Origin of the sequence: Owenweeksia hongkongensis DSM 17368 (assembly GCF_000236705.1) — a bacterium.
GTDB lineage: Bacteria > Bacteroidota > Bacteroidia > Flavobacteriales > Schleiferiaceae > Owenweeksia > Owenweeksia hongkongensis.
In genome coordinates this window covers 3,537,391-3,561,623 of the sequence record NC_016599.1, presented here as the reverse complement: position 1 = coordinate 3,561,623, position 24,233 = coordinate 3,537,391, and the positions used below count along the sequence as shown (strand labels likewise).

24 protein-coding genes and 1 riboswitch are annotated in these 24,233 nt (G+C 39.4%); of the genes, 21 read left to right on the top strand and 3 right to left on the bottom strand.

The window, feature by feature from the left end; genetic code table 11:
- Nucleotide 1: 1 nt before the first annotated feature.
- From OWEHO_RS15720 to OWEHO_RS15650, 15 genes are all read left to right on the top strand, one after another.
- Nucleotides 2–463 (top strand): hypothetical protein, encoded by a 462-nt coding sequence (locus OWEHO_RS15720; protein ID WP_014203480.1) that lies wholly within the window; start codon nucleotides 2–4, stop codon nucleotides 461–463.
- Nucleotides 464–584: 121 nt separating this feature from the next.
- Entirely contained in the window at nucleotides 585–956 is a 372-nt protein-coding gene (locus OWEHO_RS15715) for a SpoIIAA family protein (RefSeq protein WP_014203479.1), read from the top strand.
- Between the two features lie 96 nt (nucleotides 957–1,052).
- Nucleotides 1,053–1,655: a DUF2975 domain-containing protein gene (locus OWEHO_RS15710; RefSeq protein ID WP_014203478.1), complete on the top strand. Its 603-nt coding sequence runs from the start codon at nucleotides 1,053–1,055 to the stop codon at nucleotides 1,653–1,655.
- Entirely contained in the window at nucleotides 1,655–1,864 is a 210-nt protein-coding gene (locus OWEHO_RS15705; RefSeq protein WP_014203477.1) for a helix-turn-helix domain-containing protein, read from the top strand. The genes OWEHO_RS15710 and OWEHO_RS15705 overlap by 1 nt, the downstream gene beginning before the upstream one ends.
- A 30-nt stretch (nucleotides 1,865–1,894) precedes the next feature.
- A complete protein-coding gene (locus OWEHO_RS15700; RefSeq protein WP_014203476.1) occupies nucleotides 1,895–2,764 on the top strand; it encodes a patatin-like phospholipase family protein in 870 nt (289 codons plus the stop codon).
- The gene (locus tag OWEHO_RS15695; protein WP_014203475.1) at nucleotides 2,761–3,357 is read left to right on the top strand and encodes a DUF6134 family protein; all 597 of its coding nucleotides are present in this window, start codon (nucleotides 2,761–2,763) and stop codon (nucleotides 3,355–3,357) included. Before OWEHO_RS15700 ends, OWEHO_RS15695 begins: the two co-directional genes overlap by 4 nt.
- Nucleotides 3,358–3,396: 39 nt before the next feature.
- A riboswitch (cobalamin riboswitch) is annotated at nucleotides 3,397–3,601 on the top strand.
- A gap of 106 nt (nucleotides 3,602–3,707) precedes the next feature.
- The gene (locus OWEHO_RS15690) at nucleotides 3,708–4,829 is read left to right on the top strand and encodes a T9SS type A sorting domain-containing protein (protein ID WP_014203474.1); all 1,122 of its coding nucleotides are present in this window, start codon (nucleotides 3,708–3,710) and stop codon (nucleotides 4,827–4,829) included.
- Between the two features lie 29 nt (nucleotides 4,830–4,858).
- Nucleotides 4,859–5,797: a T9SS type A sorting domain-containing protein gene (locus OWEHO_RS15685; protein WP_169312804.1), complete on the top strand. Its 939-nt coding sequence runs from the start codon at nucleotides 4,859–4,861 to the stop codon at nucleotides 5,795–5,797.
- A 32-nt stretch (nucleotides 5,798–5,829) separates the two neighbouring features.
- Entirely contained in the window at nucleotides 5,830–7,695 is a 1,866-nt protein-coding gene (locus OWEHO_RS15680; RefSeq protein WP_169312803.1) for a TonB-dependent receptor plug domain-containing protein, read from the top strand.
- Nucleotides 7,692–8,708 carry a YncE family protein gene (locus tag OWEHO_RS15675; RefSeq protein WP_014203471.1) on the top strand — a complete coding sequence of 339 codons (1,017 nt, stop codon included), beginning with the start codon at nucleotides 7,692–7,694 and terminating at the stop codon, nucleotides 8,706–8,708. The genes OWEHO_RS15680 and OWEHO_RS15675 overlap by 4 nt, the downstream gene beginning before the upstream one ends.
- Before the next feature lie 127 nt (nucleotides 8,709–8,835).
- On the top strand, nucleotides 8,836–9,381 hold the full coding sequence (locus OWEHO_RS15670) for a 30S ribosomal protein S16 (RefSeq protein WP_014203470.1): 546 nt from the start codon (nucleotides 8,836–8,838) through the stop codon (nucleotides 9,379–9,381).
- Nucleotides 9,382–9,396: 15 nt separating this feature from the next.
- On the top strand, nucleotides 9,397–9,927 hold the full coding sequence (rimM, locus tag OWEHO_RS15665; RefSeq protein WP_014203469.1) for a ribosome maturation factor RimM: 531 nt from the start codon (nucleotides 9,397–9,399) through the stop codon (nucleotides 9,925–9,927).
- A 128-nt stretch (nucleotides 9,928–10,055) separates the two neighbouring features.
- Nucleotides 10,056–10,781: a tRNA1(Val) (adenine(37)-N6)-methyltransferase gene (locus OWEHO_RS15660; protein ID WP_143764637.1), complete on the top strand. Its 726-nt coding sequence runs from the start codon at nucleotides 10,056–10,058 to the stop codon at nucleotides 10,779–10,781.
- Nucleotides 10,782–10,858: 77 nt separating this feature from the next.
- Nucleotides 10,859–11,290, top strand: a complete 432-nt coding sequence (locus OWEHO_RS15655) for an LNS2 domain-containing protein (RefSeq protein ID WP_014203467.1) — start codon at nucleotides 10,859–10,861, stop codon at nucleotides 11,288–11,290.
- Nucleotides 11,291–11,293: 3 nt separating this feature from the next.
- The gene (locus tag OWEHO_RS15650; RefSeq protein WP_041627674.1) at nucleotides 11,294–12,403 is read left to right on the top strand and encodes a hypothetical protein; all 1,110 of its coding nucleotides are present in this window, start codon (nucleotides 11,294–11,296) and stop codon (nucleotides 12,401–12,403) included.
- Here the strand turns inward: OWEHO_RS15650 and OWEHO_RS15645 are convergent.
- Complete coding sequence (locus OWEHO_RS15645; protein WP_014203465.1) at nucleotides 12,400–13,746, bottom strand: saccharopine dehydrogenase family protein; 1,347 nt, start codon at nucleotides 13,744–13,746, stop codon at nucleotides 12,400–12,402. The genes OWEHO_RS15650 and OWEHO_RS15645 overlap by 4 nt on opposite strands.
- Before the next feature lie 74 nt (nucleotides 13,747–13,820).
- Between OWEHO_RS15645 and OWEHO_RS15640 the strand changes: the two genes are divergently transcribed.
- The 4 genes from OWEHO_RS15640 (at nucleotide 13,821) to OWEHO_RS15625 (ending at nucleotide 17,860) form a co-directional block, all read left to right on the top strand.
- Nucleotides 13,821–14,711, top strand: a complete 891-nt coding sequence (locus OWEHO_RS15640; RefSeq protein WP_083828025.1) for a DUF4476 domain-containing protein — start codon at nucleotides 13,821–13,823, stop codon at nucleotides 14,709–14,711.
- Nucleotides 14,708–15,103 (top strand): DUF423 domain-containing protein, encoded by a 396-nt coding sequence (locus OWEHO_RS15635; protein WP_014203463.1) that lies wholly within the window; start codon nucleotides 14,708–14,710, stop codon nucleotides 15,101–15,103. Before OWEHO_RS15640 ends, OWEHO_RS15635 begins: the two co-directional genes overlap by 4 nt.
- 106 nt (nucleotides 15,104–15,209) lie before the next feature.
- On the top strand, nucleotides 15,210–16,823 hold the full coding sequence (gene pckA / locus OWEHO_RS15630) for a phosphoenolpyruvate carboxykinase (ATP) (protein WP_014203462.1): 1,614 nt from the start codon (nucleotides 15,210–15,212) through the stop codon (nucleotides 16,821–16,823).
- A gap of 71 nt (nucleotides 16,824–16,894) precedes the next feature.
- Nucleotides 16,895–17,860, top strand: coding sequence for an alpha/beta hydrolase (locus OWEHO_RS15625; protein ID WP_014203461.1), 966 nt, complete (start codon nucleotides 16,895–16,897; stop codon nucleotides 17,858–17,860).
- On the opposite strand, the gene OWEHO_RS15620 is transcribed toward OWEHO_RS15625, so the two are convergent.
- A complete protein-coding gene (locus OWEHO_RS15620) occupies nucleotides 17,857–19,242 on the bottom strand; it encodes a PhoH family protein (RefSeq protein ID WP_014203460.1) in 1,386 nt (461 codons plus the stop codon). The two genes, OWEHO_RS15625 and OWEHO_RS15620, sit on opposite strands and share 4 nt — an antisense overlap.
- Before the next feature lie 348 nt (nucleotides 19,243–19,590).
- On the opposite strand from OWEHO_RS15620, the gene OWEHO_RS15615 reads away from it, so the two are divergent.
- Entirely contained in the window at nucleotides 19,591–21,309 is a 1,719-nt protein-coding gene (locus tag OWEHO_RS15615) for an LruC domain-containing protein (RefSeq protein ID WP_014203459.1), read from the top strand.
- A gap of 185 nt (nucleotides 21,310–21,494) precedes the next feature.
- The gene (locus tag OWEHO_RS15610; protein ID WP_014203458.1) at nucleotides 21,495–23,186 is read left to right on the top strand and encodes an LruC domain-containing protein; all 1,692 of its coding nucleotides are present in this window, start codon (nucleotides 21,495–21,497) and stop codon (nucleotides 23,184–23,186) included.
- Between the two features lie 81 nt (nucleotides 23,187–23,267).
- Here the strand turns inward: OWEHO_RS15610 and metF are convergent, their stop codons facing one another.
- Nucleotides 23,268–24,221 carry a methylenetetrahydrofolate reductase [NAD(P)H] gene (metF, locus tag OWEHO_RS15605; protein WP_014203457.1) on the bottom strand — a complete coding sequence of 318 codons (954 nt, stop codon included), beginning with the start codon at nucleotides 24,219–24,221 and terminating at the stop codon, nucleotides 23,268–23,270.
- Nucleotides 24,222–24,233 lie beyond the last annotated feature (12 nt).

Below are 24,233 nucleotides of genomic sequence, written 5' to 3'. Positions count from 1 at the left end.
TATGAAATCAATCAAACGCGCCAGTATGATGCTGGCAATCCTATCATTTATGTTAGTAGCACCTTCACTGAGTGCTCAAAAATCATCGGGTGAGAAAGAGCTAAAAGAAGGTAAAATTTGGTCGGTAGAATACATCCGTACCAAGCCTGGCATGGCCGATGACTACAAAAAGTATCTCGCAAAAAACTACATGCAGGTAATGAATAAAGCCAAAGAAGAAGGCCTAATTGCAGATTTTATACTTCTGGAAGGCATGCCTAGCAATGAAGATGATTGGGATATTATGATACTGATTGCCGTAAACAAGTATGGCGATATGGACGGTATGGATGAGAAATTTGACAAAATCGTTGCCCAAGTGTTTGACCCCAAAGACGAAGGTCGTCAGAAGGAATTAAAAAGCCGATTTGAAATGCGGAAATTTATGGGAGGCAAAATGGCTAGACAGCTTGAACTGAAGTAAATCAAAACATAAACCAAACAATGACCAACCCTCAAGGATTTATTTCCTTGGGGGTTTATTTTTTCAAACCACTTCAACGAACTCAAACCCAATACTCTTGTTACCTCTAAAAACAATAACCATGATTAAGAAAATTCAATTTGTAGAACCTGATATTTTAGGTTTTGAAGTAGATGGAAGAGTGAGCGAGGCTGCATTTATAAATATGATGCAGGAACTTATCCCCAAAATGGAGTCTCCCGGAAATATTAAACTTTATGTGGAAATACCCCGCTATGAAGGTACCGATTGGGAAGTGGTGTGGCACAGCCTAAAATTTGCCATCGGCAAGCTAAAAACCTATTTCAGCAAAGTAGACAAAATAGCTTTGGTGACAGACAAAGACTGGCTTCGATTTTTGGCAACAGCCGAGTACAAACTAATTCCCGCCATTGATGAAAAGTCTTTTGAGTTTAGCGATAAAGAGGAAGCACTGGAGTGGATAAGGAAATAACCTAATTATTGTTTTTCAATAATTATTTTCCGTTTTACTTTGTGGCTTACAGATTTTGTTTTATTATTGTTTATCAATAATAAATTTCTTTTAAGCATGAATAAGCTCAAAATCATAAGCGGCATCTTGTACTTCGCAAAATGGGTCACGGTGGCCATCGGAATTGTGGCTTGTGCCATGATTTTATCTATGAAAGGCGAGCCTATGATTATCACCTCGCCCTCAATAGGAATCGCGGATGAACAACTTCAAAAATCTCTTGACGATGTTCTAAACTCCTTTGAAGGAATAACGCTTACGGTAGAACATATTTCTGCGCAAGTACCATCTACCTATTCTCTGCAAATCATCAGCGCCATTACCTTAATCCTCAAATTCGGCTTTATACTTTGGGTTCTTCAAATCATTATAAACCTGGTAGATGACGTGAAAAACAATAAGGCTTTTCGCAGTAAAAACATCATAAGGTTAAAGCAAATGGCATGGCTACTTATTCTTACGCCAGTCATTTTCTCATTCATAAAATTCATAAATCTAATAGCCATCACCTCAGTGTACAAACTACCTGACAGCCTAACTTACCGGTGGGTAGATAATACTAACTTTGACTCTATTACAGTTGGCTTTTTAATATATGCCATAGCAATTGCCTTCAATGAAGGATTGCAAATGAAAAAGGAAAACGAACTTACCGTGTAATGGCTATAATTATAAACCTTGATGTAATGATGGCCAAGCGAAAAATTCGGTCAAAGGATTTAGCCGAGCGCATTGGAATTACTGAAGCCAACCTTTCTATTTTAAAAACAGGAAAGGCAAAAGCTGTTCGATTTTCGACCCTTGAAGCCTTGTGTAAAGAGTTGGATTGTCAGCCTGGAGATATTTTGGAGTTTTCCAAAACCCAGTGATTTGTACTTTAGCCAAAACCTCAAATTAAAATGGCCAAAGTAAGGCTTGTACTTGGTAGCGGTGGAGCCCGTGGAATTGCACATATAGGTGTAATAGAAGAACTCATTAATGACGGCCATGAAATAGTAGAAGTAGTGGGCTGCTCAATGGGAGCCGTGGTTGGTGGAATATTTTGCGCTGGCCATTTACAGCCTTACAAGGAATGGCTACTCACACTCACCCGCTCATCTGTTTTTAGCCTTACCGACTTTACCTTTACCCGACAGGGTTTTGTAAAAGGAGAGAAAGTGTTCAGCACCATTTTGGATATGACTGGGCCACTAAATATCGAGGATCTTCCAATACCTTTTACAGCAGTTTCTACCGACATCGGCACAATGACGGAGGTACACATTAACAAAGGAAACCTCTTCAGTGCATTGAGAGCTTCCATTGCCATTCCAGGGATTTTCACACCAGTGATTGAAGGAAAAAACATGCTTGTAGATGGTGGTGTTCTAAATCCGTTACCGATAGATTTGGTAAGCAAAAATGAAGGCGACTTGGTAGTCGCTGTCAATATCAATTCTAAAGACAGCTCTCCAATAAAAAGCTCCCCAAAACCTCAAGATGAAACACAAAAAAACTGGATACCTATTTCTTGGCCATTCCACAAAAAAGATCAGGAAAATCATCCACCCAACTATTCGTTAATCGACCTTTTACAAACTTCGTATGACCACACTCAAGATCGATTAACTGAGATGATCATCAAGCATTACAAACCAGATTTAGTGGTAAATATTCCACGATCCAGTTGTGCTACTTTTGAGTTTTACCGTGCCAAAGAGATGATTGAATTTGGTAAAAAAGCCTACCACGATGCACACAAAACTCTTGCAAAACAAAAGCTGATATGAGGACATTCATAATTCTAGCAATTTCTATCCTACTTCCCTTTTACACTATTGGGCAAACTGCCAAGTACATCATCTCACTAAAAGGTTTTGAAGTAGGAAATCAAACGGTAACTCAAAAAGTAAACAATGGAATTACCACAGTAGAAGTAAGTTCAAAAGCCACCGTAAAACTTGGTTTCACCTACACGGTTTCTTATCATCAGCTTGCCCATTACGATAATCAAAGACTGATAGAATCTCGTGTTACGATCAAAAAAAATGATGAAATCTACAGTACCTCCCACACCAAATGGACGGGTGATCATTACCGCGTAATGCAGGATGGCAAATCATTTCAAATCCCCGGAGAACTCCACTTTGCCACCACCCGACTTTATTTTCAAGAACCGAGCACAGAGCACCAAAGAATTTATTCTGAAGCAGACTGCGTTATCAAATTGTTGGAAAAATCCGCTGCTCACACCTATTGGGTTTCTGAACCTCAAACCAACCGAAAAAGCAAATACACTTATAAAAATGGGATACTACAAGAGGCTGTTGTAGACCATGCCTTGATAGACTTTGTAACCAAACTTCACAGCTACACCCCCTAAACTCTCCACTTGCGAGTCCATTGTTTTTTAATGTAAGTTTGCCGAGCATTTTGGTCCCCGCATGCTTGCGGGGTTAAAAGGGAATCCGGTGTAAATCCGGAGCTTTTCCTGAAGCTGTAAGTCTTATCAAGAGTTTTCAGTATCACCTTTGCCACTGTTCCTATTCCCGATAGCTATCGGGACGGAACGGGAAGGCGCTGAAAATAAGACGAGCCAGAAGACCTGCCTTTTGCAATTTGTGTTTGCTTTCAGGATAAAAGCGAACATAGGAAACGGCCCGTGATGGGTCTTATTCTATGATTTTTTCCTGGGAGTTTTTTGTTTTCTAACTTTTTAAATTTCATTTAACAATGAACAAAAAACTATTCTCATTTCTATTGGCAGGGTTTGCCACTATCGCCTCACTTAAGGCACAGTTTACCTTTGATGATCTCGAGTACTTTGTAGGAAGTGGTAGCGATACCGCCATGCTTATTGTAGATTTTAAAGATGGATCAGCCTACGCAACAGACTCAAGCTATGCTTGGGGCTACCTTTTTAATGGTACCACCACAGGGGAAGACATGCTTACCGACATTGCTGCAGCCGACATCAACCTTACGGTAAATGCATCAGGTGGTTTTCTTAATGATGTGATCTACGGTTCGCATGAAGGTTTAGGCGGTCAGCCTGACTACTGGAGCACCTGGAGTGGTACAGACAGTGCATCACTTGCCATGAATAGTGGAATCGGCACATCGGTTGCTCATGGTGACTGGTTTGCGATTTCCTATGGGTTTACGCCCTCAGCGGTAAAACCTGGCTTCCCTATCGCAGCTTGGGATCCAAATACCTTTACAGCTACGGATGTAAAAACATGGGTAGGTACCGGATCTGACAGCGCTATTTTGGTTGTTGATTTCCTTAGCGGAAATACACCTTCGTCTTTCGCATGGGGGGTATTATTCACTGACTCAACTACCGGTAGTGATATGTTAAACGAAATCGCTAATGCAGACACCAATTTCACTGTAAATGCGACTTCCTTCCTTAATGATATCATTTACAAAACCGATAGCGGAATGGGTGGCTTGCCAAACTACTGGGGTACCTGGAGTGCTACCAACTATGGTAATTGGGCCATGAATGCAGGTATTGGAACCAAAGTGGTAAATGGAGATTTGTTTGGAGCCTCTTACACAGATTTTGCGCCAGCATTGCGTCCGGGAGCTCCGTTTGCTGTAGACAATACAGTGGGAATTGCCGAAAGAAAAGTATTGGCATTTTCAATTTATCCTAACCCAGCAAGTGATTACATTCAAATTTCTGCTGACGCTGCAAAGCCCCTTGAGGTAAAAGTTTACCAAGGAAATGGAAACTTAGTAATTAGCCAACAAGCTCAGGCTAACGAACGCATTTCATTGGCAGGACTACCAGCAGGAATTTATCTTGTACAAGTAAATGGTGAAACACAACCTGTAATTTTGCGCTAATGCGCTTTTTGACAATCATAATATTACTAGTGCCTGGCTTCTTGTGGAGCCAGGCTACTGGTCCTTATGCACCAGCAGCTGGAATAGCCGGAAGCACTGCTATTCACAAAGACTCATCTATTGTTCAGTCTTGGGCTAACAATTGCACACTGGTTCGTGGCTATTTGGATATTGCTAATAAAAGCCTTGGATTAGCCAGTCATGGCGATTCATCAGCTGCTTTTGGCAAAGCTAATACAGACGCGATAAGCCTTGGAGACAGTGGCTATGCGCAAATTACTTTTAATCCAGCATTATCTGATCAATCTGGCCCTGAGTTAGCCATCTTTGAAAACTCTTTTAGCGACACTTATCTAGAGCTGGCCTTCGTGGAAGTTAGCAGCGATGGAGTGAATTTTGTCCGTTTTCCGGCAAATAGCCTTACACAGATTACCCAACAGGTTGGCGGTTTTGGAAATATTCATCCAACCGATATACACAACCTTGCCGGAAAATATCGCGCAGAGTTCGGTACACCATTCGATTTTTCAGATTTAAAAGATTCCACTTCCGTTAATATTCAAGCCATTACACACCTTAGAATTGTAGATGCTATTGGAACCATTGCCCCACAGCACGCCACACGCGATGCTCAAGGAAATATTATAAATGAGCCCTACCCTACAAATTTTCCTTCTGGTGGTTTTGACTTGGATGCCGTTGCTGTTTTGAATCCCTCTTCAGGCATTGGCCTTTCAGAAGAACCTCTTGCAAAAAAACTTTTCTACCCAAACCCATCAATTGGAACGATTCAACTACACCCAGAAGTTGATCACATTTCTGTTTACAACACTAATGGTCAAGCAATTTTTACAAAATTTGTAAATGACCAACACCTTGATTTGACAACATTCCAAAGTGGTATGTATTTGCTTCAGCTCAAACTAAAAAGTGGAAATACAGTTTCTCGAAAGCTAATCCTGAAATGACAAAGCAGGCTTTCATAGCAATGTGTTTTTTATTGACTGGACCTTTAGTGGGACAAATAAAAGATACCCTGCAATTGAACGAAGCCCAGGTCACTGAATTTCTGGTGAAAGCTGATAATACCTTTAAAGAAGAACGCATTTCGGCAGATAGCCTGGCCCAAATTGGAAGATTAACCTTGGGTGAAGCTCTGCGCGACAACACCGGAATCTTCGTTAAATCCTACGGAGGTAATGGTGTAGCTACACTTTCCTTTCGAGGAACAGGGGCTTCTCACACCAAAGTTTATTGGAACAACCTTGACATTGGTTCACCTATGCTAGGGCTGGCCGATCTTTCTACCATTCCTGTAAATGCCTTTGATGAACTTAATATACAATATGGTTTTGCTAGTTTGAGTGACGGCTCAGGAGCTTTAGGCGGAAGCCTACGATTGGATAATACTGCCAACTTTCAGGCCGGAAACAATATTCAGCTACAGCAAATGGCCGGCAGTTTTGATCGGTACCAAACCAACCTAACGCTAAATTTAGGGACAAACAAATTCAGAAGTGAAACCCAGCTATATTTCTACACGGCTGATAATGATTTCACATATCAAGACATTACCCAAGCTGATCGCCCTGAGCGAGTGATGCAAAACTCAGCCTATCAGCAGCAAGGAGCCATTCAGAATTTCTACTATCGCCTTTCCAGCAAAAAGATTCTTTCGCTAAAAGCGTGGTACAACCATGTGGACAGAGAATTACCTCCCACCATCATTGGTAATATGGATACTAAAGATAGGTTGGAAGACTACAGTTTTTCGGCTGTAGCCGAATATAATCAGGAGGCTACAAAATGGAACCTGAAAGTAAACTCAGGACTTGTAAAAGCAGACAACATTTTTATAAACGGAGGAAGCCTGGAAAAAGATAATAATCGCTTTGTTTCATGGCAAAATAATCTGCGGTACAAGTATCGATTTTCCAATAAAGTTGAAACTGAAAGTGGAATTAGCTACCGCTATGATGTGGCTAATTCAGAAAAGTATGAAGGCCAGGAAACCCGAAATCATTCTAGTATCTTTAGTAGCTGGAAGTACCATTTTTCCAAAAATGGAAGTCTAAACCTAATGCTTCGTGAAGAATTAATCAATGATACTTTTTCACCATTGATTGGCTCAATCGGAGCACATCAAAAGATCGGTACCAAAAGTAAAGTGCGTGTGAATATTGCTCGCAACTACCGCTACCCCACCCTCAACGATTTTTATTGGGACCCTGGTGGCAATCCAGATTTGAAACCCGAACAAAGCTGGAATCTTGAGGCAGGTTATGACTATATGATTTTTAATTCTGACGAAAGTCGCAACCATCAAAAAGTAGCGGCAACAGGCTTTTACAACCTTGTTGATGATTGGATTCAATGGGTGCCTGAGGCCAATTACACCACTCCTGTAAATCTCAAAAAAGTAGAAAATGCAGGTGTGGAAATAGAAACTAGTGGCAGTTTAAAATTTGGAAATTGGCGATTGAGTAATAGAATGAGTTATTCCTATACGCACTCCACCACGGTAGAAGTTTACTCAAACGATGATGCCAATGGGCAATTGCCCTACGTTCCGTTTCACAAAGTTTCGGGGGGGCTTTCGCTACAGCTAAAAAAATGGGAATTGCGCTACTCACAAAACTATACCAGCCGCTACTACACCACAGCCGGCAATGATATATATATGCCCTCTTATACTGTAGCTAATTTGAGTTTGTTACATAAAAATTTAATTAAAAGTAAAAAGCACCAACTTAGTGGAGCTTTTACGGTTTTCAACATATTCAATTATCCTTATCAGGTACTACCTTACCGCCCTGAGCCAGGTATTAATTTTAGTGTACGACTAAACTACCAACTCGGCCTATGAAAAATTTGATTACAATAGCATTTGCAGTTTTTGGTCTTTTAGCCTGTGATCGGGACATTATCGGCCCGCAGGAAACCAACCCAAAACCAAAGCCAGTACTGGAAGGAAAACATGTTTTTGTGGTAGATGAAGGTAATTTTGGAAGTGGAAATGCAAGCGTTACTGCTTACAATCCATCAGAAGAAGATGTTCAATATAATGTATACTCAGGCTTTAATGATGATGTACCTCTTGGCGATGTACTTCAGGATATGCAGCAATATAATGGCCGGTACTATTTGGTATTAAATAATTCGGGAAAGGTAACTGTGGTGGACACTACCACTTGGAAAAATGTTGGTGATATTGACGGCTTGATCAACCCACGCTACATTTCATTTTATAAAAATCGGGCTTTTGTTACAGAGCTTTATGCCAAAAAGCTCTGGGTATTAAACTTAGACCAAATGAAAGTGGAGCAAGAAATAGTCATGCCTGAAAGTGGATTCCATACTATAGCCTGGAATGATAGGATTTGGGTAGGCAGCAAGCAATACCTAGTGAGCCTGAACCCCGAAACACTAGAAAAAGATAGCACTTACACTTTGCGTAAAAACGTAGAACGTATGGTGGTAGATAGCAAAAATCGTATGTGGGTACTCACCACAGAAAACCCTGCGCATTTGTATCGATTTAGTCAAAATGGAGATATAGAGCTTGACTGGACTTTTGGAAATAATGAAAACCCATTATATCTGGAAATCAATTCTAATGAACAAGATCTATATTTTGTCATGGGAACTTCAGTTTACCGCCAGAGCGTGGATGCACTAAACTTATCCCCACAGAAAATACTCGATTTTTCAGGTCAGAACATCTACGGTTTTAACGTAAACCCAGTGACAGGAGAGCTCTATCTGGCTGATGCCCTGGATTACAACCAAGCTTCGGATATCTACCGATATTCAGCAACTGGTCAGCTTATTGATCAGTTTAAATCAGGAGTAATTGCAAATGGTTTCCTATTCAATTAAGTGCAAACTGGAAAGCCACAAATTCTCTTCATAAACAAGCTACGTAGCTAAGAATTAATTGCTTACTTTTGCCACCTTATTAAAATTAATTAACCGGGTCAGCGTACCCTTTTAAAACAATTAATGCATGGCAACAAGAATTAGATTGCAGCGTCATGGCCGTAAAAGCCGCCCTATCTTTCACATCGTAGTAGCTGACAGCCGCGCTAAGCGTGACGGTAAGTACATTGAGCGTTTAGGATTGTACAATCCAAACACCAATCCTGCTACCATCGACATCAACTTTGACACCACCCTTGATTGGGTACTAAAAGGAGCTCAGCCTAGCGATACTGCTCGTGCTATTCTTAAGTACAAAGGAGTAATGATGAAGAAACACCTACTTGATGGTGTAAAGAAAGGAGCTTTTGACGAGGCTGAAGCCGAAAAAAGATTTGACGCCTGGATGGAAGAAAAAGCTTCTAAAATCGAAGGTAAAAAAGAAGGTCTTACTAAGGCTCAGGCAGATGCCAAAGCTAAAGCATTAGAAGCTGAAGCTGAAGTTTCTAAAGCACGTGCTGCTGCTATCGCAGAAGCAAATGCTCCAGAAGTGGAAGAAGCTCCAGCAGAAGAAGGAGAGGTAGAAGCAGCTGCTGAAGAAGCGCCTGCGGATGATGAAAACAAAGGAGAATAATAATATTTTCTAGCGTTGCGTAAAGAAGATTGCTATCAGCTTGGCCATATAAGTCGCCTTCACGGTTACAAGGGTGAAGTAGTTGCTTTTTTCGATACAGATCAACCTCAAAATTATTACGAATTGGAATCAGTTTTCGTGGACATCCGCGGTGAACTGGTTCCTTTTTTTATTGAAGAATCTGCCACCAATTCCAAAGGGCATTTTATTCTTAGGTTTGAAGATGTGACTCCCGAGGAAGCCGAGCGCATGATTGGTTACGAGCTATACTTACCCCTAACTTTCCTTCCTGCCCTTGACGGGAAAAAGTTTTACTTCCACGAAGTAGTTGGCTTTACGATGATAGATGCAGAAGTTGGTGAATTTGGCACTTGCCAGGAAGTAATGGACAGCAGCGCTCAGCCGCTATTTAAGGTATTGGATGGCGACAAGGAAATTCTAATTCCTGCAGTGGATGATTTTATCGATCGAATTGATCGTGACAAAAAAAAGATTCATCTGAATTGCCCTCCAGGGTTGATTGAGCTTTATCGCAGCGGAGAATAAACTCGAAGCACGAAACTCAAAATCCGAAACAAACTATCAAATTCAAAAGCTGGAAACTTCAAAAAGTCATCTTGCCATTTTTTCGCATTTGAGGTTTCTAATTTGGGATTTGTTTAGAGTTTAGCATTTTGAATTTAGATTTTCACCTGATGCGTCCCATCACTCCATTTAGTTTTAAGCAATTTTCTATTTCACATGATAAGTGTGCCCACAAAGTAGGTACTGATGGTGTTCTACTAGGCGCATGGTCAAATGCTAAAAATGCTAAGTACATTTTGGACATTGGTACAGGCAGCGGATTGATTGCTCTTATGCTTGCTCAAAGATTTCCAAAATCTACCGTAACAGGCATTGAGCTACATAAACCATCTTTTCTTCAAGCTTCAGAAAATGCCTCCACATCACCTTTTACCGAAAGGCTAAATATGATAAATGGTGATTTTCTCCATTTCGCTTTCGCGGAAAAATACGATCTCATAGTAAGCAATCCCCCGTTTTATAAAGGAAATACCTCTTCAGGGAAAAGTGAACGCGACCGCGCTCGCCATGAAGAATATTTGCCACAACCCGCCTTTTTGGCGAAAGCCGCAGAACTGCTAAGCCCTAAAGGAAGACTAGCGGTAATACTCCCAAACGAAGAAGGCGAGTTATTTATTAAAGAAGCACAACGTCAAGGTCTATACCTCATCAGATTAACCCGAATTTTTGGATCACCCAATGCTCCTGAAAAAAGGTGGCTCTTAGAGCTTTCATTTGAAAACCTTTCCATTCAGGAAAATCACCTTACGATAAGGGATGAAAGTGGAAGCCGAAGTGAGGAGTATCAAATCTTGACAAAAGATTTCTACTTGTAGGCAAAGGTTTTGACAGAATTTCACGAGATTTCAATTTCAGAAATTAAGATTGAATAAAAAGGTCAGAACCAAACAGCATGGAAAACAAAAAAACTCCCAAACTTGTAGAAACTAAAATTGATGGAAAGCACGTCAGCCCTATTCTACCGGATGAAGTAAAAAATTACTTAATAGACATTGACGGTACCATTTGTGATGACATTCCCAATGAAGAACCTGAGCGAATGGCTACAGCCGAGTTATACCCTGATGCCTTGGAAACGCTGAACAAGTGGTATGACGATGGACATATCATCACCTTTTTTACATCTCGCACAGAAGAACATCGCGAGGTAACGGAAAACTGGCTTAAAAGAAACAATTTTAAATATCACGGACTACTGATGGGCAAACCACGTGGTGGCAATTATCATTGGATAGATAACCACATTGTGCGTGCCACACGCTACACTGGTAAGTTTACAGAGCTGACCCTAAAGCAAGCGGATGTACAAGTCTTTGAGGAGTAAAAGTTGGATAAGCAAATTTATATTCATGTAGGCCCCGCCAAAACCGGCTCATCAGCTATTCAAAAGTTTATGCTGCAAAACCCTGCTTTGCTAAGAGAGTTGGGTATAATGTATCCTAGCCATACTTTGATGGAAAGCGGAGTGAGCGTGGGAAACTTTAACGCCATTTATTATGAAAACGAAAAAAGAAATCCTTCTAAAAATAAGATAGCCAAGCTTATAAACTTATTTGAACAAAGTGATTCTCGTGTACTTTTACTTTCGTCTGAAAACTTTTTTGGACCAATCAATGAGCTAACGCGAGCAATCCCTCAGGCCAAATTTATTTTCTACTTACGAAACCCTCTGACGCTGGCTGAATCGCTTTACAATCAAAATGTGAAAAACTTTGGTGAAACAGAACCATTTGAAATTAAAACACGCAGACCCAATTTTGGCACCATCGGACACCTTCGTGATTTTGTAAAAAAGCATAGCTCTGAAAACCTTATTATCCGATACTTTGATAAAAAAATGTTCCATCGGGGGAATATTATTAATGACCTCCTTTTTACAATGGGTATTGATCCCAAAGAAAATATCCCCAACCAAAAAGTAAACCTCGCATACACGCTAGAGGCCCTAGAAGTAAAGCGTTTTTTAAATCACTTTAACCTCAACCCATATTGTGATTACCTACTGAATAATTTACTTCAACAAAATCAGGACGGAACAACGAGTTACTCCCTTTTGAAACCTGAAGAATTTGATAAACACCTTCAGCATGTTATTGATGAAATTCAGTTATTCTTTAAAGAAATTCCTTGTGATCAATCTGAAGCTTTTCTAAAAACTATAAGACAAACCAAGCAAAAACAATATATCCCGCAGACTTTATCAATTGAAAAGCTTGCTGAAATACGAGACTACATTTGCAGGAAAAACACGCCCCTCTACTATGAACTTTGTCACTTGATTGAAATCCAGGATAAACAAAGCACTCACGACAAAGAAAAAACCACAGCTTTTATAGAAAGATATAATCCACAAAAAAGGCTCTTATCCCACTTCAAATATATAAGTGACAGAGCCCTCTTCATTAATCGCTTAAGAATAAAAAAGTTTCTCAGTTAATAACCTGCGTACTCCAATTCCCTTTCAGTGAATATAATTTCATGTTCCGCTAGCTCCTCTAGCATTGGAGTGTATATTTCTTTGGTAATCGGAATTTGAACCCCGGGAGTGGTAATATTTCCGTTAAGGATGTTTTTGGCAGCAATAGCCACAGGAAGCCCGACTGTTCGAGCCATTGCTGTTTCTTTACTATTTCTACCTATACTCACCATTGATGATTCTATCATGTGTTTTTCACCATTTAGCTCGTAGCCAAATTTGTGATACATCACTATCATGTCATGGTCATCAGGATCCATGGTCCACTTTTGTTCCAATATATGTTGTAAAACCTGGGCTGGTGTGGCATTCTTAATTCCCACCTTGGTCTTTTCAAAAATACCCAGCCAAGTAAGCTTATCCATCAGCACGGAATCCTGCGGAATATTAAGATAGTGCATCAATTTCAGCTCAACTGAATCATGCTGATTATAGGCCAAAAAAGTATTTGTGAAATCACGAAAGGTCATGTTTTCTGAATCTTCCAACACATAGCTATCATCGGTCATTCCCAACTTCACAAACACATCCCAAGCTCTTGAAAAGCCTGGTCTACGAAGTGTTCCTCTATAAATAGTTGGAATATTTTCTAAGCCATACACCTTCCTATAACGCAATGAATCGCGATTGGCATAACCTTCAAAACGGCCATACTCTCCGATTTCCATAAATTCAATTCTCCTAAAAAGCTGATGATAAGGAATGTATTTATACTGCCCTTCCTGAATAAACTTTACCGCTCCACCAGCTCCGGCTAGCACCACGTTTCTTGGGTTCCATGTAAATTTATAGTTCCAGGGGTTGTTATCACTTTCAGGGGCAACCAGCCCACCCGTAAAACTTTCGAAAGCCAACATCTTCCCACCTTTCTCCCTGATTTCGTCCAGCACTTTCATAGCGCTTAGGTGATCAATGCCCGGATCAACGCCAATTTCATTAATCATCACCACTCCAGCCTTTTTGGCATCTTCATCCAAAGCCTCCATTTCAGGTGAAATATAGGATGCCGTAACCATGTTTTTCTTGTAGGCAATACAATCTTTGGCTACACTTACATGCATACTTGCAGGGAGCATACTGATTACCAAATCCACATCCCTGATCAAGGCTTTTCGCTCTTCATCATCCTTCACATCCAGCTTTACAGCAGATGTATTTGGATGATCTCCGGCTTTTTCTTGTGCCCATTCCAAATTAAAATCTGCAATGGTAATTTTCCAGCCTTCATTATCCGAATGTTGCTTTAAATACTTAATCAGGCTATATGTGGAGCGACCTGCTCCTATTACAAGTATCTTTTTCATAGGTCCACAAAATTAGAATTCTAAAGGAGCTAAGCAAGTGAAAACTACTATACCTTACATTTGCCTCATCAAACATGAAACTACAAATGCCCCTTCTTAGGATACTCCCTTTTTTAATCTGTCTTACGTCCTTTGCTCAAATCAATATTATTATAGAGGATGAATCAAAAACCGGCTTTTTACTTGGCGTAAATGGCTATGTTCAAAATACTGAACGCGTCTCTTTGTTGATGATTAAAGGACTGGACACAGTTCCAACTCAACTTCTAGTAGAGCTACAACCAAGAGTTTATTTCACCAAAATTATTGATCTACACGAAAAAGGCAATTACAAATATGTAGTGACCACCAATAGCCGTGACGAACTTCAATTGCGCTATCGCGGTACTTTATCTAAAATACCTGAAGGCATTCTGGCGATGGAAGTACAGCGCGTATTAGCTATGGAGCAAAAAGAGCCAATAATCACCGCTTCGGTAAAATCTGACCAAGCAGAAGTAGTTCCTCAGGTTAGCAGCCCCACTCCCGCACCAGTTATTCCTACCAAGGAAATTGTACATACCAAGAAAGTTGACAGCATTGCTACCGCCAAGCCTAAGCCTGTGGTTATAAAAATTGATACTGCACAAAATCAAAACAAGGTTGTAGCTATAAAACCTGCTTCTAAGCCAAAGGATACTGTTGTTATAAAAGTAAATCCATTTGATGCCTTTATCACAGATTTGTCAAAAACTGAATTTGAGTTTGAAAAACTTCAGAAAAGTGAAGCTTACGCTAAAAATCACAACTTCACCTTAGAAGAATTGAAACAGGTTTTCAACATTTTGAGTTATGATAATAGCCGATTGACTTTAGTCCGTTCTGTAAAAGGAAGTTTTAAAGATGTGTCTCAAATGAAAGTATTGGCCGAGGAATTGGATTATGAAATCAGCAAAGCACAGCTTGAAGAAATTTTAGAATCATGAAAAAAAACACAATTATAGCTTGGGCTTCGGCCTTCGGATTTGTCGCAGTAATACTTGGTGCTCTAGGCGCACATGCACTCAAGGCACAACTAGAACCCAGTAGCTTAAATAGCTTTACAACAGGGGTTCGCTATCAAGCCTGGCACGCCATCGCTTTGCTTGCCATTGCCATGGGAAGTTTTAATCTACGCTATATAAAAGGAATAGTTTGGTGCTGGATAATTGGCACTTTTTGTTTTTCAGGAAGTATTTACCTGCTAAGCACCTCATCCATTACAGGTATCCAATCAAGCATTTTAGGCCCTATCACACCATTGGGAGGCTTGTTTTTTATAGCTGGCTGGCTACTCATTTTCATCTCAGCAATACGCCCGAAAAACCTGACAGATTAAAACTTTCGTCTAATAAAAGTGTGATTTCGTAACTTTTAAAAACGCCATGAAGCAAATAAGGCTAAATTTGCAGCCCTAAAATTAAGTGAAACAAAATTTCATAAACATGCATTTCACAGAGATCAAACCGGCAAATGCCGAACTAGAGAAGTATCTGATAAAGAATGCCGATACAAGCTGGAACCTAGCCCCTGAGGATCTGGAAAAAATTTCAGTAGATCAAAATATGGCAACCAGATCTAGCCTTGGAGCTATTTCTGTAAACACCGGAAAATTTACCGGACGTTCACCAAAAGATCGCTTTATTGTAGAAGATGAACTTACCAAAGACGCAGTTTGGTGGGGAGACATCAATATCAAATTTGACGCTGACAAATTTGACAAACTACACGCCAAAATGGGTGATTACCTATCTGGCAAAAAACTTTATGTGCGTGATGTTTACGCTTGTGCAGATCCACGTTACAAATTGAAAATCCGTGTAATTACGGAACTTCCTTGGTCAAACATGTTTGCTTATAACATGTTCCTTCGCCCAACTGAGGAAGAATTGAAAAACTTTGAGCCGGACTGGGTTGTTATCAATGCACCTGGTTTTATGGCAGATCCTGCTGTAGACGGCACTCGCCAAGAAAACTTTGCTATCCTAAACTTCGGAAAGCAAATGGCAATTGTAGGAGGAACTGGTTACACCGGTGAAATCAAGAAGGGAATTTTCTCTGCTTTGAACTTCATCCTTCCTCACCAAAAAGACGTTTTGAGCATGCACTGCTCTGCTAACGTTGGTGATGCTGGTGACACTTCTCTTTTCTTCGGATTGAGCGGTACCGGAAAAACCACCCTATCTGCAGATCCAAACCGTAAGCTTATCGGTGACGATGAGCATGGCTGGGCAGCGGACAATACTATCTTCAACTTTGAAGGTGGATGTTACGCCAAGGTAATCGACCTAAGCGAAGAAAAAGAGCCAGACATTTACAAGGCTATTAAGCCAGGTGCTCTTTTAGAAAACGTAGATTTTAAAGGCGATACCAATGAAGTAGATTTTGAAGGTTCAAGCATTACCGAAAACACTCGTGTAAGCTACCCTATCGATCATATTAATAACATTCAGGTTCCTTCTTTGGCAAAAAATCCAAAGAACATTTTCTTCCTTACCTGTGATGCTTACGGAGTATTGCCTCCGATTTCTAAGCTTAATCCAGGGCAAGCTGCTTTCCATTTTATAAGTGGATACACCGCAAAAGTTGCTGGAACCGAAGCTGGAATTACCGAGCCACAAGTAGCATTTTCTGCTTGCTTTGGTGCGCCATTTATGCCTTTGCACCCTACCAAGTATGCTGATATGCTTAGCAAAAAGATGAAGGATGCAAATGTAAATGTATGGTTGATCAACACTGGCTGGTCTGGTGGTGGCTACGGAGTAGGAAAGCGCATGAAGCTTGGCTACACCCGTGCAATGATTACCGCTGCTCTTAATGGCGAGCTTAACGATGTTGAGTTTGTAAACCACGAAGTATTTGGATTGGCAATGCCGGTTACATGTCCTAACGTGCCTACCGAAGTCTTGAATCCTAAAAATACTTGGGAAAACAAAGAAGAGTATGACAAAGTAGCAAATGATCTTTCTAAGAAGTTCAATAAGAACTTTGAGAAATTTTCAGACTATGCTAGCGATGAAATCCTTGCGGGAGCACCTTTAGTTTCCGAAAAAGTGTAGTAGACCCTATTTATATTATTTTTGGAATCCTGACTCATCACGAGTCAGGATTTTCTTTTTTATACCCTTTTATGAAAACAGTAATCACAAGCCTTTTCGGTATTTTTTTAAGTCTCAATTTTTGCTTGGCGCAAAATGTAATCCGTGTTGAAGAAGAACTTTCCTTCATTTGGAATAAAGATACTCTCTATGGCACGCTACTCAGCCAGGGTAAGGATAGCAAAAAGATAAACAAGCTTCCTGTAATGCTAATAATCCCTGGAAGCGGACCAACAGACCGTGATGGAAACTCGCAGCTAATTCCAGGAACTAATAATTCATTTAAGCTACTTGCTGATTCACTTTTAAATCATGGAATCGCCACCTTTAGATATGATAAAATGGGAGTGGGAAAATCTCAATTCTCAGGTACAGAAGAAGATTTGCGATTTGAAGACAATGTTGACATTGCCTCCAGTGCTATTCAATCTTTAAAAAAGTTAGGTTTTAAAAAGATTTACATCGTTGGACATTCCCAAGGATCTTTGGTAGGAATGCTCACTGCTCAGCAAAATAAAGTAAAAGGGTTTATCAGCCTGGAAGGCTCCGGCATTAACGCTTACATATTATTACAGGAGCAGCTAAAGAAAAACCTTCCCGAGGAAATGCAGAAATCCACTTTACAAAAAATGGATTCAATTAAAAATGGATACCCGGTAACTAAATATAATCCTGCACTAGCTAGCCTTCTCCGCGAATCACTGCAACCTTATTTGCGCAGTTATTTTAGATACACTCCTACCGAAGAAATTGCTAAACTGAAAATTCCCATTTTGATAATTCAGGGAGGACAAGATTTACAAACCACCACCAAAGAGGGGGAAATGCTGAAAGAGGCTGCTCCAAAAGCTGAGTATTTGTATTTAAAAAATATGAATCATGTATTAAAAATGGTAGATGAAAGTGAGGAACAGAATAGGGCAGCCTATACTGATCCCGACTTTCCGCTACCAAAAGAACTGGTCAATAAAATTACAAATTGGGTAAAATCCAATTAGAGCAATTCATTAGCCAAATTAGCCAGCTCACTTCGCTCTCCTTTCTCTAAGGTCACATGAGCAAACAGCTTGTTTCCTTTGATCTTATCAATAAGGTATGAAAGACCATTAGACTGCTCGTCCAAATAAGGTGTATCAATTTGATGAATGTCTCCAGTAAAGATAAACTTAGCATTTTCACCCGCTCTTGTTATGATTGTCTTTACCTCGTGTGGGGTAAGGTTTTGAGCTTCATCAACAATAAAAATAACGTTGCTCAAGCTTCTACCTCTAATGTAAGCCAAAGGCGTAACCAATAACTTTTCACTAGCTACCATATCATCAATTTGCTTGTATTCCTTATCAGCCTCTTTATATTGGTTTTTTATAAACTTTAAATTATCCCACAGCGGCTGCATATAAGGATCTACTTTCGCCTTCATATCTCCGGGTAAATAGCCAATATCCCTATTACTCAAAGGAACAATTGGGCGAGCTAAATAAATCTGTTTAAAGTCTCGTCTTTGATCTAAAGCCCCAGCCAAAGCCAAGAGGGTTTTACCTGTACCTGCAACCCCGGAAAGAGTGACTAATTTTATATCTGGATTAGCAATAGCATGTAATGCAAAAGTCTGTTCTGCATTCTTTGGCTTAATGCCACAGTAACTCTTTTTCTCTAATTGATCCAGAGTTTCGTTAAATGGGTTGTAACAAGCCAAGGTGCTACTTTTAGAACCTTTTAAAATGTAGAAATGATTACTATTTGGAGTAAAGTCTTTGTTCGCCTTTTTAATCTCATCAATAGAAACCGAATGCTCCTTGTATAATTTATCAATAGAATCTTGATTAAAATCTTCAATTTGGCTTTTGCCAGAATACAATGAATCTAAGTCCTTGACTTTACCAGTTTCATAATCTTCAGCCACCAAACCTAAGGCTTTAGCTTTAAGACGAAGGTTAATGTCCTTGGTAACTAAGATTACCTGCTTTGTCTTTTCCGTTTTTGCCAGTAGCAATGCTGCATTTATAATAAGATGATCATTCTTCTTTCCACCAAAAACCTTGTTTGCGTCCACCTCTCCTGGCTCAGGGTTCATTATAACTTTAAACTTTCCCTTTTTACCTCCATTCAGACTTATCCAATCTTGCAAATCCTTTTCACCGGCTTTCTTATCAATAAAACGTATAAACTGTCGAGCTTCGAAATTCTTTGTGTCACTTCCTTTTTTAAACTCATCCAACTCTTCAAGTACCGTTATGGGAATAGCGACATCATGCTCGTCAAAATTCACAATTGAGTTATGATCATACAAAATGACTGAAGTATCTAAAACGAATATTTTCTTGGAATTTTTGGGAGTTCGTTTCGCTGGAGTATCGCTCTTCGTGGTTTTTCTGACCATGTGCAATGAATATTTAAGGGTTAATATTCATTCAATGTAGTGAGATAGCCCTAAAAAAAGTTAGACCTCCACAATGAGATATTCACAAATTGCCCACCCTAACTGTTCAAAACAAAACGGTCATTTAACAACAATCACATAATCAAGTGCAAACACACTAATGCTAAATACAAGTTTATCAAATCAATTTAACCGGCTGTTTTTAGCCCTATTATGGAACCAATTCCCAAAACGAAACAAAAAAAATAAACGCGAAAAATCATAAACACCAAATTATCAAATGTTTACAAACGAATTAATTCTTGGCCTGATTTTCCATTAGTACTTAACAAGTCAAAAACAAACATTATGAACACTATTAAAATACTTTCAGTAGTAGCACTGTCCTCTCTCGCAGTTGCTTGTAGCAAAGAAAAGGATACCTCAACAAACGATCCTTCTTTTTCTGCGCTATCATTTTCAGATTTAACAGTTTCAGAAGATTTTAATTGGTCAAGTAGTATCAATGGCAACTTTACAGTTGTGCTGGATGCTCCTTCCAATCTATACACAGAAAATCAGCCAGTAGAACTGCAAGACGTGGATGGAAATGTCTTACAAACTGCAGTAATTAATGGTGGTCAAACTTCGTTTTCTGTTTCAATACCTGAACAAAACACCGAATTATTTGCGTATTACCCTAACACTCAGGACCGTGTTCAAATAAACACAAACAAATCGACCACCACTTTAAAAATTGAGGAGATTGATTTTGAAGCTGGCCTCGGTAGCTCTTTCTTTAAGTCTGGTACACAGGTGAAAAAGACTTCTGGGAATAACTTAATTCTTGAAGGTGACTTTGAAAACTCTTCACCACAGCTAGACTCACGGTCCTTCACTAAGGTCCGTACTGCTGGTGCGTGGTACAGATATAATTCAGCTGGGCAAATCGCTCTTAGAAATGGAACTAATGTTTTTACATCAAATACTGTTGGTGAAGATGGCAGAATACTTCAATCTGTACAGATTGCTGGAGATCAAATTTATGATCTAACATATGAGTACAGTGGAAATGCTGGTTTCTTCATACTTTTTATGGATAATGATCAAAAGTACATTGGTCATACCAGAGTTACCTTAAGCTCAAATGGAAATGCATCTTGCACCTTCCTAGCTGCTCCAAATGTTCGACACATTCAACTTTACGGTTTTGCAGGCTCAAATGAGCATCTAGATAACATTAATATGACCCAAGTTCCTGAAGTTGACTCTGATGGTGACAACGTTATTGACCGCAAGGATTACTACCCTAATGACCCTACTAGATCATATGCAACATTCTTTCCAACTGTTGGTAGACAAATACTAGCCTTTGAAGATTTATGGCCATATAATGGAGATAATGATTTTAATGATGTAGTACTTTCAAACCATGTTGAATTCGCTAGAGATGCTAGTTACAACTTGGTAAGTGCCAGCGTAAAAGTGCAGTTAAATGCAATGGGTGCAGGGCTTGCAAATGGAGTTGGACTTCAGTTATTGGATAATAATAAGATTCCTTTTAGCAATAATATTATCAGCAGTATCGCCCTTAAACAAGGAAACACAGTAAGTAAACTAGATGCCAGTGTTTTAAACGGAGTGCTGGTAGTAGAAAATTTGATTAGTGCATTAAAACCATATTACTCAAACACTGGCTCAGGGCCAAGGTCTGCACCTCAAGAGTTTGAGTTTACTATTGAGTTTAACTCTAACGCAGGAAGTGTGACAATAATTCCTGACTTCTACATCTTTAGAACAAACGAAAGAGGTCGTGAAATTCATCTACCAGGATTTCATGGAACTGAAGCTACTGATAGAACTCTATTTAACACAGGTGATGATGTAAATGGTACTTACAAAAACTCAAAAGGACTTCCATGGGCTATTGAAGTCATATATCCTTATTCCCTATATTTTAGTCACCCACTTGAAAAAGTGGATATTGTTACGGCCTATCCTCAATTCCAAGGTTGGGCAAGTAGTAATGGAATGAATAATAAAAAATGGATGCTTTATCCAACTCAGGGTAAAATATTCGTACCGTAATAGTTGTTCAGAGTAGAGAGAGAAAAGCCGGTGCCTGTGAAAATGGGTAACGGCTTTTTTTATTTCGTCTATTTAAAAAGTCGGGTAATCGATTAATAACCTTGATTATCTGGTTATATTTTGGTTATTTGCACGTAGAATGTCCGAAACAGCATTCTTTTATTTAACTCTAACTTATTATAGTCATGAACAAAGCTCTATCTATTCTTGCGATAGCAAGTCTATTTTTGGCGTCTTGTAACAAGAACGAAGACTCCAAAGCAAACCAAAACCCGTCCAACGCCACAAACCTTGGATCTCTTACAATTCCAACCACATTTAACTGGAGTAACAGTTTAAAAGGAAACCTAAATGTCACCATTAATGCGGGAAGTAACTTTCGCACCGAAGGTCAGAGGGTTCAAGTTATTGATGAACTCAATAATGTTCTAGAAACTACTGTTATTCAAGGAAACAAGTGCTCCTTTTATTTGAACCTTCCTCAAACTGAAGGAACATACTTTTTATTTGCTCCAAGCACTGGTGACAAATTTCAAATTGAAGGAGCGGGAAATGTGAATTTCAAACTACATACAGACCCTGCAACTGATATTGAGGGAATGTTAGTAAATGCTACACCAGCCAATCAGCGTAAATCTTCTTTAAAGAAAAGCGCAGCGACTAACTTGCTTATAAATGGTGACTTCAGCAGTAATAGCTTTTCATCATCTAATAGTGTTGGTGGATGGTATAAGTTTGATGAAAACTATACTTGGAGCACTGAAAGTGGAAGTAAAGTTTGGAAGGTTAAAAACAAAAAAAGCTCTTATATAGAGCAAACTTTTAATGTTCCAGCAGGAGATTCACTTGTTGTAACAACTGATTGTTACGCTAGTAGCTCTAGTAGTGCTTTAGTCTTTGTATTCTTTTATGATTCAAATGGATATTACATAAACTATACAGGCTCTTATCTAAATAGTGGGTTTAACAGTATCTCCATAGCTAATGCTATACCTTCTAATGCAACAAAGGCAAGTATACTTCTATATGGGTCTAACAAAACATGGTTTGATAATGTAACGGCTGAGACAAAATCGGCAGTGATTGATGCAGATAATGATGGAGTGGAAGATAGTCAGGATGAATTTCCAAATGACCCAAACAAAGCATTTACAGGTAGCTACCCTACAGCTGGTACGCAAAAAATTGCTTTTGAAGACTCTTGGCCATATCAGGGCGACTTTGATTTTAACGATATGGTAATTGACTCAAAAGTAGATTATACGCTTAACGGAAATAATGAGCTTGTGGACGCCACATTTAACATTACACTGCAAGCGGCTGGTGCTGGACTAAACAATGGCCTAGCTATCAACTTGGTTGATGCTGCATCAAAAAATGCAATTCAAAGCTCTATTATAAGCAGTATAACTGGAGCTACTCAAGATCCAAGCAATATTAACGGTATCATTGTATTTGATGGGGTACTTCAAGCCCAAAGCACGTATTACACTAATACTGGCACTGGCGCTGACGCTACCCCTGATGTATTTACCTTCACAATAACTTTTGCAAGTGGTACGGGTACCAACATTATTCCTGACTTCTACATCTTTAGAACTCAAGAACGCGGAAAAGAAATACATCTGGATGGATTCTCTGGAACAGCTGCTGCTGATAATCAATTGTTCAACACTGGAGATGACATAAATGGAACCTATAATACAGCCTCAGGCCTTCCATGGGCTGTAGAGATTACCAGCTACAACACCTTCCAGCATCCATTAGAAAAAGTTGATGTTTTAGTGGCCTACCCTCAGTTTCAATCATGGGCAGAGAGTGGTGGAACTCTAAACTTAGATTGGTTTTTATCACCAGATTTATTAAACATTTTCTAAGTAAGATATTTTAGAACATGAGAAAGCCCGATCTACAATTGTAGATCGGGCTTTTATTTTTGTTAGAATTTAGTTGGTTGACTAAAACACTTCTCTGGCTATACTTTGGATATTATCCACCTTTCCCATAGAGTAAAAATGTAAAACCGGCACTCCTGCCTTTTTCAATTCTTTGCATTGATTGATGGCCCATTCTATTCCTACCTGACGAACTTCCTTATTGTCTTTGCAGGCTTCTACAGCAGTCACTAAATCATCAGGAAGATCAACATGGAAAAAATGAGGTAAAATACTAAGGTGCTTTTTAGTGGCTATCGGTTTAATACCCGGAATAATTGGAACCGTAATACCTGCAGCTCTACACTTTTCCACGTACTTAAAGTACTTTTCATTATCAAAAAACAATTGCGTAGTAATATATTCAGCTCCGGCATCAATCTTAGCCTTCATGTGGGCTATATCATTATTTAAACTTGGCGCCTCAAAATGCTTTTCAGGGTAACCTGCCACTCCTACACAAAAATTACTGGGTGTTCTATTTTGAAGTTCTTCGTCTAAATAAACGCCTTCATTCATTTCATAAATCTGCTTCACCAAATCTGCCGCAAAGGCGTGGCCATCCTTTTCTGCCTTAAAATAGGTCTCTCCTTTTATACAGTCTCCACGCAAGGCAAGCACATTCTCTATTCCCAAAAAGTTGAGATCTATCAAAGCGTTTTCAGTATCCTCACGATTAAACCCTCCGCAGAGGATATGGGGTACCGCATCTATCTTGTACTTATTTTGGATGGCGGCACAAATCCCAACAGTACCCGGTCTTTTCTTGATGACTTTTTGCTCCAACAAACCACCTGGCATTTGTTTATAAACCACCTCTTCTCGGTGATAGGTCACATTCACAAATGGGGGTTTATACTCCATCAATGAATCAATGGTTTGATAAATTTCCCCAATGTTTTGTCCCTTAAGGGGAGGCAAAATCTCAAATGAAAAGATAGTTTCCTTAGCGTTGTTTATATGATCAATTACTTTCATGTATTGTAAGCG